The 15,002-nt window shown below is 62.3% G+C and carries 12 protein-coding genes and 1 pseudogene; 2 read left to right on the top strand and 11 right to left on the bottom strand.

Going from position 1 to position 15,002, the window contains the following annotated elements; genetic code table 11:
* Window positions 1-18: 18 nt before the first annotated feature.
* Window positions 19-864: a sulfotransferase family protein gene (locus J3P81_RS23875; RefSeq protein WP_434561278.1), complete on the bottom strand. Its 846-nt coding sequence runs from the start codon at window positions 862-864 to the stop codon at window positions 19-21.
* A gap of 302 nt (window positions 865-1,166) precedes the next feature.
* On the opposite strand from J3P81_RS23875, the gene J3P81_RS23880 reads away from it, so the two are divergent.
* Window positions 1,167-1,754 carry a phage tail protein gene (locus tag J3P81_RS23880; RefSeq protein ID WP_434561280.1) on the top strand — a complete coding sequence of 196 codons (588 nt, stop codon included), beginning with the start codon at window positions 1,167-1,169 and terminating at the stop codon, window positions 1,752-1,754.
* Between the two features lie 46 nt (window positions 1,755-1,800).
* The gene (locus J3P81_RS23885; protein ID WP_434561282.1) at window positions 1,801-2,112 is read left to right on the top strand and encodes a DUF6916 family protein; all 312 of its coding nucleotides are present in this window, start codon (window positions 1,801-1,803) and stop codon (window positions 2,110-2,112) included.
* Between the two features lie 32 nt (window positions 2,113-2,144).
* Here J3P81_RS23885 and J3P81_RS23890 read toward each other — a convergent pair whose 3' ends face one another.
* From J3P81_RS23890 to J3P81_RS23935, 10 genes and pseudogenes are all read right to left on the bottom strand, one after another.
* Entirely contained in the window at window positions 2,145-2,636 is a 492-nt protein-coding gene (locus J3P81_RS23890; RefSeq protein ID WP_434561284.1) for a GNAT family N-acetyltransferase, read from the bottom strand.
* A gap of 9 nt (window positions 2,637-2,645) precedes the next feature.
* Complete coding sequence (locus J3P81_RS23895; protein WP_434561286.1) at window positions 2,646-4,742, bottom strand: HlyD family efflux transporter periplasmic adaptor subunit; 2,097 nt, start codon at window positions 4,740-4,742, stop codon at window positions 2,646-2,648.
* 1 nt (window position 4,743) lies between these two features.
* Window positions 4,744-6,063, bottom strand: a complete 1,320-nt coding sequence (locus tag J3P81_RS23900) for an efflux RND transporter periplasmic adaptor subunit (RefSeq protein ID WP_434561288.1) — start codon at window positions 6,061-6,063, stop codon at window positions 4,744-4,746.
* On the bottom strand, window positions 6,060-6,836 hold the full coding sequence (locus tag J3P81_RS23905; protein WP_420766493.1) for an efflux RND transporter periplasmic adaptor subunit: 777 nt from the start codon (window positions 6,834-6,836) through the stop codon (window positions 6,060-6,062). The genes J3P81_RS23900 and J3P81_RS23905 overlap by 4 nt, the downstream gene beginning before the upstream one ends.
* Before the next feature lie 605 nt (window positions 6,837-7,441).
* Entirely contained in the window at window positions 7,442-8,308 is an 867-nt protein-coding gene (locus J3P81_RS23910; RefSeq protein ID WP_434561290.1) for an ABC transporter permease, read from the bottom strand.
* Between the two features lie 12 nt (window positions 8,309-8,320).
* Entirely contained in the window at window positions 8,321-9,181 is an 861-nt protein-coding gene (locus tag J3P81_RS23915; protein WP_434561292.1) for an ABC transporter ATP-binding protein, read from the bottom strand.
* Window positions 9,182-9,186: 5 nt separating this feature from the next.
* Window positions 9,187-10,212 carry an ABC transporter substrate-binding protein gene (locus J3P81_RS23920; RefSeq protein ID WP_434564167.1) on the bottom strand — a complete coding sequence of 342 codons (1,026 nt, stop codon included), beginning with the start codon at window positions 10,210-10,212 and terminating at the stop codon, window positions 9,187-9,189.
* Window positions 10,213-10,257: 45 nt separating this feature from the next.
* Window positions 10,258-11,151 (bottom strand): annotated as a pseudogene (locus tag J3P81_RS23925) (TauD/TfdA dioxygenase family protein); the annotation flags it as partial.
* Window positions 11,152-11,473: 322 nt separating this feature from the next.
* Entirely contained in the window at window positions 11,474-12,841 is a 1,368-nt protein-coding gene (locus J3P81_RS23930; RefSeq protein ID WP_434561294.1) for an HlyD family type I secretion periplasmic adaptor subunit, read from the bottom strand.
* On the bottom strand, window positions 12,831-14,987 hold the full coding sequence (locus tag J3P81_RS23935; RefSeq protein ID WP_434561296.1) for a type I secretion system permease/ATPase: 2,157 nt from the start codon (window positions 14,985-14,987) through the stop codon (window positions 12,831-12,833). The genes J3P81_RS23930 and J3P81_RS23935 overlap by 11 nt, the downstream gene beginning before the upstream one ends.
* Window positions 14,988-15,002: the final 15 nt, after the last annotated feature.

Consider the following 15,002-nt stretch of genomic DNA (forward strand, 5'->3'; position numbering starts at 1 on the left):
AATGAAAAAAAACCGCGATCAGCTGACCGCGGCGTCGGTTTTCATACGAATGACATTCGCCGCGCTGGCTGCGCCATCGCGCCAGAACGACAACTCGGCATACTTCTCGAACAGATCCGGCGGCAGCAAGGTCCGCCGGGCTTGCGGCGCAACCTTGGGCTTGACCTTGTGCAGGCCGGCGACGCCCAAGGCCTGGTCGAAGGCCGGCGCGTCGTAGGTCAAGTGATTGAAATCGTGCTCGAACCAAGGCTCGCCGATGAACTCGTAGACCAGCCGCATGACCCGCTCGGGCGCCTGGCTCAACAGGTCGTAGTCAACGATCAGCAACGACTCGGCGTTCTCGCCGTAATAGGCTTCCTTGAGCGCTGTCCAGGCGAACCCCACCAGGCGATTGCGCTGGGCCAGGGTTTCGCAACGGCTGTAGACGGTGTTGCGCTCGTCATCGTCGTTGAACAGCTTGGTGTTCTCGAAGGGATTGGCGCGGTAGAGCCGCTCCAGGCTATCGAGGATCCAGGCGACGTTGCGCACGCAAGCGATGGTCTTGGCCTGGGGGAAAAGGTCCTGCAAGGCCGGCAAGCGGGCGCACCATTGACGGTTGGTGTCGAAGATGACCGGTTTGTCGGCCTTGTCGGCGTAGTAGGAATCGAAGAGGCCACGCAACAGGCGACGGCGCAGATCAGTGTCGATCACCGAGCCGAATTCGCTGCCGGCGCTGCATTGCTGCAGGACGCTGCTGAACAGCGTACCGACGGGGCTGGTCATGCCGGCATGGAAGCGCGGATTCTGCAACAGGATGGCAGAAAGCAGGGTCGAGCCAGAGCGCGGTAAACCGGAAATAAAGTGAAACTGCGACAATCCCTTCACCTTGTATTGAGTCCCTTTGTAGCCGAAGCGTAGCCGACTTAAAAAATTTCGCCTAGTGGTGTTTTGCCATCAGGCGCGCAGAAAACTGTAAAAAGGATGGACGGTATCGAGGCGTCGAAGAGGTGAATCGGTTAAGCGGACCGGGAATTTTTTTCACCCCCTCCGTCCGGCAAAATCGGACATCCCGGTCTACGCTCAGCCGTGCGTGACCAGGCCAGGGAACGAAGGAGTCGGGCTGATCGCACTCTTGTCCTCTTTGTGCCGGGCACCCGCAGACCAATAACCTGAGGGATGAGGAATCTATGGAAGTATTCATCGGCACGATCCAGCCATTCGCCTTCAACTTCGCACCCAGGGACTGGGCGCTGTGCAATGGGCAGACGCTGTCCCTTGCCCAATACCAGACCTTGTTCGCCTTGATCGGCGTGACGTACGGCGGCAACGGACAAACCACCTTCATGCTGCCCAACCTCCAAGGCCGCATGCCCGTCGGCCAAGGCGACGGACTGGGCCTGACTCCCCGGGTGATCGGCGAAGTCGCCGGCACGGAAAACGTCACCGCAACGCTGAACAACCTGCCCAACCACACCCATGCATTGACCGGCATTACCGCCGCCACCACCTTGCAACTGGCGAACCCGGCCAGCAATCCGGTGAACACGCCGACGCCCACCAATTCATTCATCGGAACCTCGGGCACCGGGCCCGGTTCGGCGGCGATCTATTCGGATCAACAGGGCGCTTCGCCAGTGCCGTTGCAAGGCGTCAGCACCACCGTGAGCGGCACGGTATCCCCCACCGGCGGCAACATGCCCATGGCAATCATGAACCCGTTCCTGGCCATCAACTTCAGCATCGCGCTGCAAGGTTATTTTCCATCCCGCAACTGACAATCCGCCGGAAGGCCTTGGCCTTCCGGCCTTTGGGAGCATCGACATGCTGCAACAGGTTCATAGCCGCCATTTCCAACCGCTGCTGGGCCAGACCGGCAGCCTGACCCTGCCTGACGGCAGATGCCTGCCGGTGCGTTTCGACACCCTGGACGAAGCACCCAGGGCGAAAATGCCCAGCAGCGAACGCATGCCGTTCAGCGTTGAGTTCAACAGCCTGCAAAGCACAGACTTCGTCGATGGGCTCTGCGCACTGGAGGTGCCGGAACTGGGAAGGCTCGAAGGGGTTTTCGTATCGCGAATACCACCGATGGGGCGGGATCCGTCGGTGGGTTATTTCTACATCGCGTTCAACTGACGGGACTCGCTCCCACACGCAAATAGCGCCGCTCAGTTTCCTTTCGGATACCACACCAATCGCTCTGCCGCCGGGTTGCGCTCTTGTACCTCAAAACCCAGCGCCAGGTAATGTTTGCGGGCGTAGGGGTTGCTGGCCCAGACCACGGTCGCCACTGGGCATCGGATCTGTTGCGCCGCCTTCTGCACCCCTTGCAATACCGCTCGGCCATAACCTTGCCCACGGGCCTGTGGAATGAAGGCCAGGTAGAGCACGCGAATTTCATTGGGGCCGAAATCCGTACTCAAGGCCCCGATGGCGCTGCCGAGTTTTTCCACGACGTAATGCATGGCGTTGGGGAAGTTCTCGCCCAGCCCTTGCTCCTGCACCTGGAACTGTTGCGCGATGATTTGCTGCACCTGCTCATGCTCGCCGTCGATCCATTGCAGATCCGGTCGCGCCGCCTGATACAGGCCCTGCAAGAACGGACCATCGCTGACCCGTGATGGACGCACCACCAACCCCTCTGCCGCCACTGAATCCATGCTCGCTTCCTAGAACCCGCTTTCCCTGACACCCAACGCCGCCACCCGACGCCAGGCCGCTCCCAATACCGATTCACCCTGCCCCTGCAACACCACCACGCCACGCAACGGCTGGGCCGGGGCGGGCGTCCCGTCGAGGGCGCTCAAGCGAACCCCATACTGCGCCTGCACCGGCTCGGCTCGCTGTTGCGAATCACGGCGCACGGCGATGGGGCCGTGGTGGTCGGACGTCAACGCCGGTTGCTCGACCCAGGCTACGCCGTTGGCGTCGATTTCGTTGAGCTGCACCGCAATCGAGGCGTGCATCGGATCGTCAGCGATAAACCGTCCCGTGGCACCCGGCGCGACCCTCCAGAGCTCGGCTTCGGTGAGGTAGCCGCGCAAGCGTGAGTCATCCTGCACCACTCGAGCCAGGGGTTGGGTGGGCGACAGCCAGCGCCCGGCTTGCAGATCCGTCAGCAGGTCGCGTACTTGTCCGGCGTGGGGCGCGCGCAACAACAGGCGCTCACGCTGAGCGACCAGGCCCCGGTATTCGGCCACTGCTTCGGCCAGTTGCTGTTCGACGATACCGGCATCGGCGGCGGTTTCGCTGCGGCCGGCCTGGCGGCGCATCTGCAACTGTTGGATCTGGATTTCCCGGCGCACGATGGCCAGGCGCGACGCCATGTCCGGCGACTCCAGCTCGATCAACACATCGCCCTGGGCCACGACCTGGCCGTCATGGACATTGACCTGCTTGACCCGCGCCGCCACCGGCGCATGCAAGGCGCTGGCACGGCCGGCTTCCAGCATGGTCGGGACCTCCACCGCGCTGCGCCAAGGCAACAGCAGGACCAGCAGCAACACCAGCAGCACCAAGCCAGTCAGCAACACACGAGGGCGATGAGCCTGCTCGCGGCGGTTCCACCATTGCCGTCCTTCACTCACGATAGGCATGAAAATGAACCAGACCAATTCCACCATCATCAGGAAAATGCCCAGCACCTTGAAGAACAGGTGATAGACCGCCAGGGCGATACCGAGGAACAACGCCGCGCGCCACAGCCAGGCGCCATAGCCCCACACCAACAAGCGCCGGCGCATCTTCGGCGACCATGGCTCCGGCGCCGCCGCGCCATAACCGAACAAGGCTTCGCGCAGACGCCAGCGACACAAGGCGAATGCGCGGCCCTGGAGGTTATCCACCGCCCAGAAATCGCTGAGCAGGAAATACCCGTCGAAGCGCATGAAGGGATTGAGGTTGATGATCAGTGTGGTGATCCAGGTGGCGCTGGCAAGCATGAACGCCGCCGTGCGCGCCGGGCCATCGGGCAGCAGCGACCAGGCCAGCAAAGCGATGCAGGCCAGCAGCAATTCGGCGAGCACGCCGCCCGCGCCGATCAACAGCCGGGCCCGTCGATCCCTGATCCGCCAGGCGTCGCTGACGTCGGTATAAAACATCGGCAACAGCACCATGAACGCCACGCCCATACTCTGCACTCGGCAACCGGCGCGCTTGGCCATGAAGGCGTGACCGAATTCGTGGCACAACTTGGCGAAGAACAACGCCACGCCGAATGCCAGCGCGCCCCCCAGGCTGAACAGGTGTGGAAAGGTCGCCAGAAACCGCTGCCAGTCCCTGGACACCAGGAAAATGCCCAGGCCCAGGGTCAGCGGTATTCCATAACGCAGCACGCCAGGGCCGAACCGCGCGAGCCAAGGCCAGGCGCGATTGAGAAACGCATCCGGACGCCACAGCGGTATGCGGAAAAACAGGTATTGATGCAGCAGGATCTGCCACACGCTCTGGCGCTGGGAAGCCGTCTTGTACTGATAGCTGTCACGTTGTTGCGGGTCCATGGCGCTGATCAGGTCATGTCCGCGCAAGAAGCCCAGCAACTGCTCCAGCGATTCGTCATTGAGCGGCAGGCCCGGCTCGCGGTTGGCCGCCTGCAGCACTTGTTCCGGATCGCCCAGGGACCAGTGTCGCAGCATGCGCATGGCCGCCGCGCCCAACTTGAAATAGCGGCCGCGTACCGGATCGGCCAGCGTCCATTGGGGTGAGCCGTCCGGGTCGGGGGCGGCCGCGGACAGTTGCAGATCGGCCCGCAAGCTCGGCAGGACCACGCTACAAGCCCACGCTCTGGCGCAGACCTGCCAGTGGCCGACGCAACAGGTACAACGCCAGCGGCGCGCGATCGCCGAAAATCTTCGCCGTGCCCCGCAGGCCGATGCGCGGCGCCGTGGCATCGAATCGCGCATCCAACCGATAGGCCAACTGTCCGGCGGCGGTAGGTTGCGCTTCGTAGGCCGAACGCTCAAGCCGGGCCAGGTGCCGTTGCAACGGATCGCTGTCGAGAAACAACGCCACCTGCGCGCCCGGCTCCAGAGCAATCGCATCGCCCACCGCCAACTCGATACGCAACTCGGCCTGGTTCGGATCGGCAATTTCCATCAGCCGCTCGCCGGTCTGCACGGGCTTGCCGAGCCAGCGCTCGGCGTCGGCGAATACCGCGATGCCGTCACGCTCGGCGCGGACTTCGCTGCGCTTGAGCAACTCCATGGCGTAGTCGCGCTCGGCGCGTTTCTGCTCGACGCGAGCCGCCAGCAAGTCGATCTTCGAACTGGACTCGGCGTCGGCAAACGAGCGCTGGGAATTGGCCTTGAGCTCCGCCTCGGCCACGCCCAACGCGCGCTCGGCCACATCGGCCTGGGCCTTGAGGGTGGTGCTTTCGAAGCGCAGCAACAGGTCCCCGCTTTTGACGGTCTGGTTGGGCTTGACCCGGAATTCGGCAATTACGCCATCCAACGGCGCCGCCACCACCTGCCCGCCCAACGGCACCACTTCAGCCGGGGCCAATACGGACTGGCGCACCGGGATCAGCAAGCCCAGCAGCAATACCGCCACCAACGCGACCTGGCGTTTGCGCGTCCAGCGCAGGCGCCACGGCTTGCGAGGTTGCAGCGCCAGCCACGCATGGCTGTAGGTGTCGCCCAGCTGCGACAGCAGCACTTGTTCCGGCGCCGTCCAGCGAAGGTCGCGGGCCAGCCACAAGCCACCGAAAACCTGGCCTTGATGATCGATCAATGGCAGCCAGAACACGTGCCCGGCCGACAGGCTTCGCCAATCCGCCTGGACCGATTCGCTCACCTCGTCAGGGGCAATGACCCGCGCCTTGTCCAGCGTCCCCTTTTTGAACAATTGCGCGACTGCTTGCTCGACGAACGCCACGAACGGCGCGTTCGGCTCGACGGCGCTGACGCCGGTCACGGCTTGCACTTTACCGGCGATCAATAGCGCGGCATGACGAAAGCCGAACAGGGCCTGGCCATCGTTGACCAAGCTGTAGCTCAGCTGCTCCGGCGTACGCGCGGCCCTCGTCTGGCGCTCTAGGTCGAGGAAGCGGGCAAACACTTGCTCGGCGCTGCCCGAAACCGGCGCGTTCACTTCGACTCCGAGAAGCGCGCCGTGCCGCTCATACCGGACAGCAGGCCGCTGGCATCCGGAACACTCGCCACCAGCAACAGCGTCTGGCTGCCCTCGTCGATGCGCGCGCCCAGGCGCTTGACCGTCGCTTGCAGCGGCTGGCCAGTTTCATCGGGAACAAAGGTAAAGGGCTGGCCGGGCTTGAGCTTGCCCATCCAACGCGAGGGAATCAGCAGGTGAATTTCCAGCGTGCGGTTGTCCACGACGTCCAGCAACGGCGCTCCGGCCGCGACGCTTTCATAACGCTGGACCTTGCGCGCCACCACCCGCCCGTCGAACGGCGCGATAACGCTGCAGCGCTTGACCTGCACTTGATAAACCTGGGACTGCGCCTGGGCCTCGCTGAGCCGGGCCTCGGCCCGCGACACCTCGAAACGCCCGACGGATTTCAACGCGGCGAGCTGCCGATTGTGGGCCAGCTCTTCACTGGCGCCCCGGCTCGCCGCCTGGGCCGCGTTGAGCTGGGCCTGATAGGCCGAGCAATCGAAACGCGCCAAGGTGTCGCCCTTCTTGAACGACTCACCCTCACTGAACGGCAACTCGACAATCCGCCCGGCCAACTCGCTGGCGAGCACGGCTTGATCCCGCGCCCGAAGCACTCCTCGCGCCTCGCTGCTCGACGCACTGGCGGAGATGTTGCCCTCCAGCAACGGATCGTCGGAAGCCGGCGTCTGCGCCTGAACCCCGCACGTTATGAAGGCCAATCCCACAACCCAACTGCACAAACGTCGCATGACCGTTACTCCCTGACGGATGGGCGGAGTCTACGACAGCGGTGGAGGGCGTCAAGGAGGAACCGTGAGAGGATGAAATCTGCTGGTCATGCGCGCACTGTGGCGAGGGGATCTATCCCCGTTGGGCTGCGCAGCAGACCTAAATGGTTGAAGACCAACAGCCTGACACACCGAGATGACTGTTTTCAGGGCCGCTTCGCGCCCCAACGGGGATAAATCCCCTCGCCACGGGTTGAGTAATATCTGCACTGATAGCGTTGGCCTTACACTTTCTTCTACTTAGGATGCCCCCACTCAACCCCGTACGCAGAGATTAAATTCTCTGGCCGTTGGGGTGACCGGCTTCGGCCGGTTTTTTCGTTTCTGGGGATTGAGAACAACCCTGAACTGAACGCACTCCCAGTGACGAGAGAGCAAGCCTGCTCGCGATGACGTCAGCCCAGACAACCCCAAACCCGTGGCGAGGGAGCTTGCTCCCGCTGGCCTGCGAAGCAGGCCCCCAACATTCCTTCAGGCAAACCGCATGGCCCGGTTTTGCGACTGCTGCGCAGCCGAGCGGGAGCGAGCTCCCTCGCCACGGGTTCGGAGTATGACTTCAGAACGGTTCAACGCTGCATCCCCCAACGCTTCACCGTCACCCGCTCCAGACTGTCGAACACCAGGTTCTCGACGAGCAGCCCGATCAGGATCACCACCGCCAAACCGGCAAACACCTTGTCGGTGTACAGCTCGTTGCGGTTCTGGAAGATGTACCAGCCCAAACCGCCCTTGCCGCTCGTGGCGCCGAACACCAGTTCGGCAGCGATAAGGGTGCGCCAGGCGAAGGCCCAGCCGATCTTCAACCCGGCGAGGATCGACGGCAACGCGGCCGGGATGAGGATGAATAGCACAAAGCGCAGGCCCTTGAGCCCGTAGTTGCGCCCGGCCATGCGCAGCGTTTCGGACACGCCCAGAAAACCCGCATACATGTTCAATGCCAGCGCCCACAGCACTGAATGCACCAGCACGAAAATCAGGCTGTTCTGTCCCAGGCCGAACCACAACAGCGCCAACGGCAACAGGGCGATGGCTGGCAGTGGATTGAACATCGACGTCAACGTGCTAAGCAGGTCGCGGCCCAACTGCGTCGACACCGCCAAAGTGGTCAAGCCAAACGCCAGGATGATGCCCAGCAGATAACCCTTGAGCAGCACCACCAGGGAAATCCACACCTTGCCCAGCAGCTCGCCGCTGAGCAAACCGTCGTACAACGCGTTGGCGGTTTGCAGGAAGCTCGGCAGCAGCAAATCGTTGTTCTGGTAACGCGCCACGCCCTCCCACAGCACCGCCAGCACTATCAGAATCACACTTTTACGCAGCCAACCCTGTTGCCACAGGCGCTGGCCCAAGGGCAACTCCCGCTCCAGCGGCACGTGGGTCAGCGGTTGCAGATCGACTTCGTATTCTTCGCGCACTGGCAATAACTGGCTCATCAAACCCTTTCCTCAATACGCGATACGGATATCGGCAAACCCCAGCTCACGCTCGGCCTCCGGCGACTGGCCTTGCTCGAACAGCAACGAATGAATCCGCCGTGCCGTGTGCTGGAAACCCACGCCGCCAAGGCTGTGCAGATCGTATTGATGGCTGTGGATTTCCGCCCGGACCCGTCCCGGGTGCGGCGACAACAGCAGAATACGATTGCCCACCACCAGCGCCTCCTCGATGGAGTGAGTGACGAACAGCAGGGTGAAACGCACCTCCTCCCAGAGCAGCAACAATTCTTCCTGCATTTTGCGCCGGGTCAGGGCATCGAGTGCGGCGAAGGGTTCGTCCATCAACAGGATTTTCGGCTGCATCGCCAGCGCCCGGGCAATCGCGACACGGGCCTTCATGCCCCCCGACAAGGTGTGGGGGTAGGCATCGGCAAACGCCGCCAGCCCCACTTTGTCGAGGTAGTGCAGCGCCCGCTCTTCGGCTTCGCGACGCTTGAGCGTGCCCGACGCCAGCAGCGCGAACATCACGTTCTGCTTGACGGTTTTCCAGGGCGGCAGTTGGTCGAACTCCTGGAACACGACGATCCGGTCCGGACCCGGCGCGTTGACGGTTTGGCCTTGCAGTCGGATCTCGCCTTCACTCGGCGCGATGAAACCGCCGATGGCCTTGAGCAGCGTGGACTTGCCGCACCCGGACGGGCCGAGCAGTACAAAACGGTCCGCCGGATCGACTTCGAAACTGACTTGATGGGTAGCCCGCACCACACGCTGCGGGGTGCGGTATTCCAGGCTGACGTTGTCCACCGCCAGCAACGCGGTGTCGGTGCGGGTGGCGTTGCTGGCCGCGTGGCCTTGCAATGGCGCGTTCATGACGATCAGCTCCCCTGCAACGGTTTTGCGTCCTGGAAGAAATAATCTTCCCAGGAGGCCGGTTTGTTCTTGATCGCACCGACGCGGTAGAGGAACTCAGCCAATGGGTAAGTGTTCTTCGGCGTGACGGTGAATTCGATCTGGGGGTTTTCGATGATCTTGAGCAAGGTCGCGCGGTCAATCTTGGCCTTTGTCACCCGCAGGTAAGTGTCCGCCGCCGCGCCTTTGTCATTCTGGGCAAACTCGGCGGCCTCGGTCAGGGCCTCGATGAACGCCTTGTACGTCTTCGGGTTTTCATCACGGAATTTTTCGGTGGCGAACAGTACGGTGGGCGAGTTCGGCCCGAGCACGTCATAGGAATTGAGTACGACGTGGACGTTGGGGTTTTGCAGGGCCTGATCCTGGAACGGCGGGTTGGAAAAGTGCCCGGTCAACTCGGTGCCGCCGGCAATCAGCGCGGCCGTGGCGTCCGGGTGCGGGACGGCCAGGGTGTACTTGTCGAGACGATTGAAATCCTTGTCGCCCCACTGCTTGGCGGCGGCCAGTTGCAAGAACCGCGATTGCACCGACACGCCCACCGCCGGCACCGCGATGCGGTCCTTCTCGGTGAAGTCAGCGATGGTCTTGACGGTCGGGTTGTTGCTCAGCAGGTAATAGGGGAAATTGCCCAAGGATGCCACGGCCTTGACGTTCTGCTTGCCACGGGTGCGGTCCCAGACCGTCAACAACGGCCCGACACCGGCCCCGGCAATGTCGATGGAGCCCGACAACAACGCATCGTTGACCGCCGCACCGCCCGATAGTTGGGTCCAGTCGACCTTGATATCGATGCCCTCCTCCTTACCGTGTTTCTCGATCAGTTGCTGGTCGCGAACCACGTTCAACAACAAGTAAACGATGCCGAACTGCTCGGCGATGCGAATCTCGCCTTCGGCGTGGGCGCTGGCCGGCGCGATCAGGCTGCTGGCGAGCAGGCTGAGCCCCAGGCCGATAGCTGCGGCCAACGGTGCAAAAACAATGGGTTTGGACATGGTGATTCTCCGGGCAATTTGCGCGCTGTGCAGCCGATCAGAAAGGGCGTCGCCCTGGATGGTGGTGCGGTACAGCTTGCGACGCAGATGGCTCGGGCAACCGGCTGCCAAGTGGATCAGCGAGCGGTTGTCCCAGAACACTAGGTCGTGGGGCTGCCATTGATGGCGATAGATGTTCTGGGGCAGCACGCTGTGGGCATACAGCTGCGTCAGGATTGCGGTGCTTTCATCCTCTGGCAAACCAACGATGCGGGTGGTGAAGCCCTCGCTGACGAACAACGCTTTGCGCCCGGTTTCCGGGTGGGTGCGGACGATTGGATGCACCACTTCGGCCACCTGGGCCAGTTGCTCTGGCGTCAACGTCGGGCGCCAGTTGCCTTCGAATTTGGTCTCGCTGTAGCGCGCCGTGTAGGAATGCGCCGCCGAACGGCCCTCGATCGCCTTCCGCAGCGTTTCGGGCAAACCGTCCCAGGCCTTGTGCATGTCAGCGAATAGCGTATCGCCGCCTTCGCTCGGCAGCTCCTGGGCATGGAGCATCGAGCCGAGGCTGGGCAATTGCTTATAGGAAAGGTCCGAATGCCAGAACTTGCCGGCGTCCCCAAGGCCGACGGATTGACCGTTTTCGATGATGTTGGAAACGATGAGGATTTCCGGATGCCCGGCCAGCAGGAACTGCTTGAGCACATGGATCTGCAGCACGCCAAAACGACGGCTGAAGGCGATGTGCTGTTCGGGGGTGATGCGTTGGTCGCGCAACACCACCACGTGATAGTCGAGGTGGGCGCGGTGGATGCGAGAGAAATCCTGGTCGTCGATGGGCCGGGACAGGTCCAGGCCGATAATCTCGGCGCCTACGGCATCGGGGAATGGGCGGATCTCGAACGACTGCGGCGCGATGTTCGCGGCATTTGAATCTGGAGAAAAAGAGACGGCTGACATACATCACTCCCACGCACGGCGCGCTTCGATGGCGCGCAATCGATCAAAACTCACGGCGTTACCGTGTTGGTTTGTGTCGTGCGGCGCGCCGATTGGTCGGCAGGTACGCAGGGGGATGACTCTAAAGATATAAGAGCGTTAGTTTAAATATTAAAAACGCATAATCATATGGCCGAACCGACGGTCTGGAAACGACGCCCGTGGCGAGGGAGCTTGCTCCCGCTTGAGTGCGCGGCGCTCGTCGCTTTTTATGGGGCCGCTGCGCGACCCAGCGGGAGCAAGCTCCCTCGCCACAAAAGCACCGAGTCACAGCTCGATTAATTTACCGCTCGTGCAAAGCCTCGGCCCGGGCTTTGACGATCGGCTTGAGCAGGTAGCTCAGCACGGTCTTCTTGCCGGTGATGATGTCCACTGACGCCACCATGCCCGGGATGATCAGCAACGGCTTTTCAGGCGTGCCCAGGTGGCTACGCTCGGTGCGCAGCTTGATGATGTAGTAAGTGCTTTTCTTGTCTTCATCGGTGATGGTGTCGGCGCCGATCTGTTCCAGCTTGGCTTTCAGCCCGCCATAGATGGTGTAGTCGTAAGCCGTGAATTTCACCGTGGCGTCCTGGCCGGGGTGCAGGAAGGCGATGTCCTGGGGACGGATTTTCGCCTCCACCAGGATGGTGTCGTCCAGCGGCACGATCTCCACCAGGTCGCTACCCGGCTGGATCACGCCACCGATGGTGTTCACCAGCATTTTGTTGACGATGCCGCGCACCGGCGACGTCACCAGAGTCCGGCTCACGCGGTCTTCCAGGGCCTTGCCGGTGGCCTGGGCCTTGTTCAGGTCGGTGCGCGCTTCGTTGAGTTGGGTCAAGGCTTCGCTGCGGAATTTACCGCGGGTCTCGTCGATCTTGCGCTGCACTTCCTTGATGGCCGACTCGGCGCGAGGAATCGCCAGCGTCGTGGCGTCCAGTTGCCCGCGGGTCTCGACTTCGGCGCGCTTGAGCCGCAGCACCTCCACCGGCGACACCGCGCCTTGGGCCACCAGCGGCTCGGACATGTTGATTTCCTGGCGTTGCAGCGCCAGGCCGGAGCGGTACTGCGCCTGCTTGGACACGAACTCGCGCAGCTCCTGCTGGCGCTGGATCAACTGCTCCTGCAAGCCACCGATCTCATCGTGCAGTTGCTGGCGACGGCTGATGTACAACGACTCTTCGCTGGCGGCCTGGCCCGGTACGGCCTCGAGCACATCGGCCGGAAAATTCAGCGGTCTATCTTCAACCTCGGCGCTCAGGCGCTCGACCCGCAGCAGCATCGACAGGCGATCGGCCTCGGTTTCCCCGACATTGGAGACAAACCGCGTGTCGTCCAGGCGAATCAATGGCGCGCCAGCCTCGACGATCTGCCCTTCCTTGATGAACAGCTCAGCGACGATGCCACCTTCCAGGTTCTGGATCTTCTGGATCTTGGACGATGGGATTGCCTTGCCGTCGCCCTTGGTCACTTCGTCGATCTCAGCGAAGTTGGCCCACAGCACCAAGAACACAAAGAAGCCGATGATGCCCCAGATCGTCAGGCGCACCACTCGCGGGGCGTCCTCGATCAGTGCCTTGTTGACCTCGGGCAGCGGTTGGCCATGCAGCGAGTCGGAACCCTTGAAATAGCGGCCCACAGCGCCCTTCAAACCTGATTTAAGCAACACTGATCTGCCCCTTTTTCAACGCTTCCATCACGGCGGCCTTGGGACCGTCGGCGAGGATCTGCCCTCGGTCGACCACCAACAGGCGATCCACCAGCGACAGCAGCGATGCCCGGTGCGTCACCAACAGCACCGTCTTGTTTTCCACCACGGCGGCCAAGCGCTGTTTCAAGCGTTCTTCGCCGGTGTTGTCCATGGCGCTGGTAGGTTCGTCCAGCAACAGGATGGGCGGATTGAGTAGCAACGCGCGAGCCAGGGCGACGTTCTGGCGCTGGCCGCCGGACAGGTTCTGTCCCCGCTCGCCCACTTGCAGCTCGTAGCCTTGCGGATGCAGGCGTGCGAACTCGTGTACGCCTGCCAGTTCCGCAGCCTGGAGCACCAATTCGTCTTCGACGTAACGGGCGCCGGAGGTCAGGTTGTCGCGCAGGGTGCCGGCCAACAACTGGATGTCCTGGGGCACATAGCCAATGTTGTAACGCAGCTCGCTGACGTCGATCTGGCGAATGTCCACGCCGTCCACCAGCAACGCGCCGTCGTCAGGCTGGTACAGACCCACCAGCAATTTGGCGAGCGAGCTTTTGCCCGAGCCACTGCGGCCGATGATGCCGATCTTTTCGCCCGGCTTGATCACCAGGTTGATGTTCTTCAACGCGGGGGTCTGCTGGTTCGGGTAGGTGAAATTCAACTGCCGGCATTCAACTGCACCCTGCAAGACCTTGCGGCTAAGCGGACGCTCTTCGAAATTGCGTTCCTGGGGCAGCTCCATCATTTGATCGACAGACGTCATGGTCACCCGCGCCTGCTGGTAACGGGTCAACAAGCCCGACAGCGACGCCAATGGGCTCAGGGCACGACCGCTGAGCATGTAGCAAGCGATCAACCCGCCCATGCTCAGGTTGCCGGCGATAATCTGGTAGACACCGAAGACGATCATGATCACCCCGGCCAGTTGCTGGATCAGCAAGGTGATGTTCATCGCCAGGCCGGACAGCATTTTCACCCGCAGTTCGAGACGGCCCAGGGTGCCGATGGTTTGTTCCCACTGATATTGCCGCTCACTCTCGGCGTTGTTGACCTTCACCGCATCCAGGCCGGCGAGGGTTTCGATCAGGCTGGATTGACGCTCGGCGCCCAGGGCCATGGTGCGCTCCATGGTCGCGACCAGAGGCTTTTGCAACGCATAACCGATCAGCAAGGCAATCGGGAACGCCAGCACCGGAATCCACACCAGATGCCCACCGAGGATCGCGATGACCATGAAGATCAGCAGGGTGAACGGCAGGTCGATCAGGCTGGTGAGGGTCAGCGAGGCAAGGAAATCCCGCAGGCTCTGAAACTCATGAATATTCTGGGCAAAGCTGCCCACCCGCGCAGGGCGGTATTTCATGGCCATGCCGACGATGCGCTCGAACAGCGTCGCCGAAATGATCAAGTCGGTTTTCTTGCCCGCCAAATCCAGGCACAAGCTGCGCAGCATTTTCAGGATGAGGTCGAACACATAGGCGCCGGTGATCCCGACGGCGAGTACCCACAGCGTCGACTCGGCCTGGTTCGGCACCACGCGATCGTAGACGTTCATCACGAACAGCGGAGCGGCCATGGCGATGATGTTGATCAACAGGCTGGCGGCGATGGCGTCGGCGTACAGCCAGCGGGAACGCTTGAGCGTATCGCGAAACCAGGAACGCGCGCGGGGAATGAGCGTGCCGTGGTTGACGTCAAATTTATGCTGCGGTTGGGCGAAAAAAACTTTGCCGCTGTAGTCGTCGGCAAGCAGCTCATGGCTCACCGTGACTTCGCCGCCTTCGCTTTCGCTAAGCAGCAAGCGCGCCTGGCCGTCCCCGGCCCAGCCCAGCAGCACGGCGCTGCGGCCTTCCTTAAGCAGCAACAGGGCCGGCATTGCAATGGCGGGGATTTGTTCAAGCTTGCGCTGCAGCACCCGGCCTTGCAGACCGGCACGGGCCGCCGCACGCGACAATAATTCGACGCTCAGCCGTTGCTTGGGCAACGGCAGGCCGGTGGTGAGCATCGCCGCGCTGGCAGGCTTCTGATGCAGCATGCAAAGCGCCAGCAAACCATCCAACAACGGGTCGTCGTGCAGCGTGCGCGGGTCATGAACTAGTTCGACTGGACTGACTTCTGATTCCACGCTCGGCACTCTGAC

This window comes from Pseudomonas sp. R1-6 (assembly GCF_051132115.1).
In the GTDB taxonomy this organism is placed as follows: Bacteria; Pseudomonadota; Gammaproteobacteria; order Pseudomonadales; family Pseudomonadaceae; genus Aquipseudomonas.

What these genes read in the sequence shown, in the direction of transcription:
- J3P81_RS23880 (WP_434561280.1), top strand. Translation starts at nt 1,167, where the DNA reads ATGGAAGTATTCATCGGCACGATCCAGCCATTCGCCTTCAACTTCGCA.
- J3P81_RS23885 (WP_434561282.1), top strand. Translation starts at nt 1,801, where the DNA reads ATGCTGCAACAGGTTCATAGCCGCCATTTCCAACCGCTGCTGGGCCAG.
- J3P81_RS23890 (WP_434561284.1), bottom strand. Translation starts at nt 2,636, where the DNA reads ATGGATTCAGTGGCGGCAGAGGGGTTGGTGGTGCGTCCATCACGGGTC.
- J3P81_RS23905 (WP_420766493.1), bottom strand. Translation starts at nt 6,836, where the DNA reads ATGCGACGTTTGTGCAGTTGGGTTGTGGGATTGGCCTTCATAACGTGC.
- J3P81_RS23910 (WP_434561290.1), bottom strand. Translation starts at nt 8,308, where the DNA reads ATGAGCCAGTTATTGCCAGTGCGCGAAGAATACGAAGTCGATCTGCAA.
- J3P81_RS23915 (WP_434561292.1), bottom strand. Translation starts at nt 9,181, where the DNA reads ATGAACGCGCCATTGCAAGGCCACGCGGCCAGCAACGCCACCCGCACC.
- J3P81_RS23920 (WP_434564167.1), bottom strand. Translation starts at nt 10,212, where the DNA reads ATGTCCAAACCCATTGTTTTTGCACCGTTGGCCGCAGCTATCGGCCTG.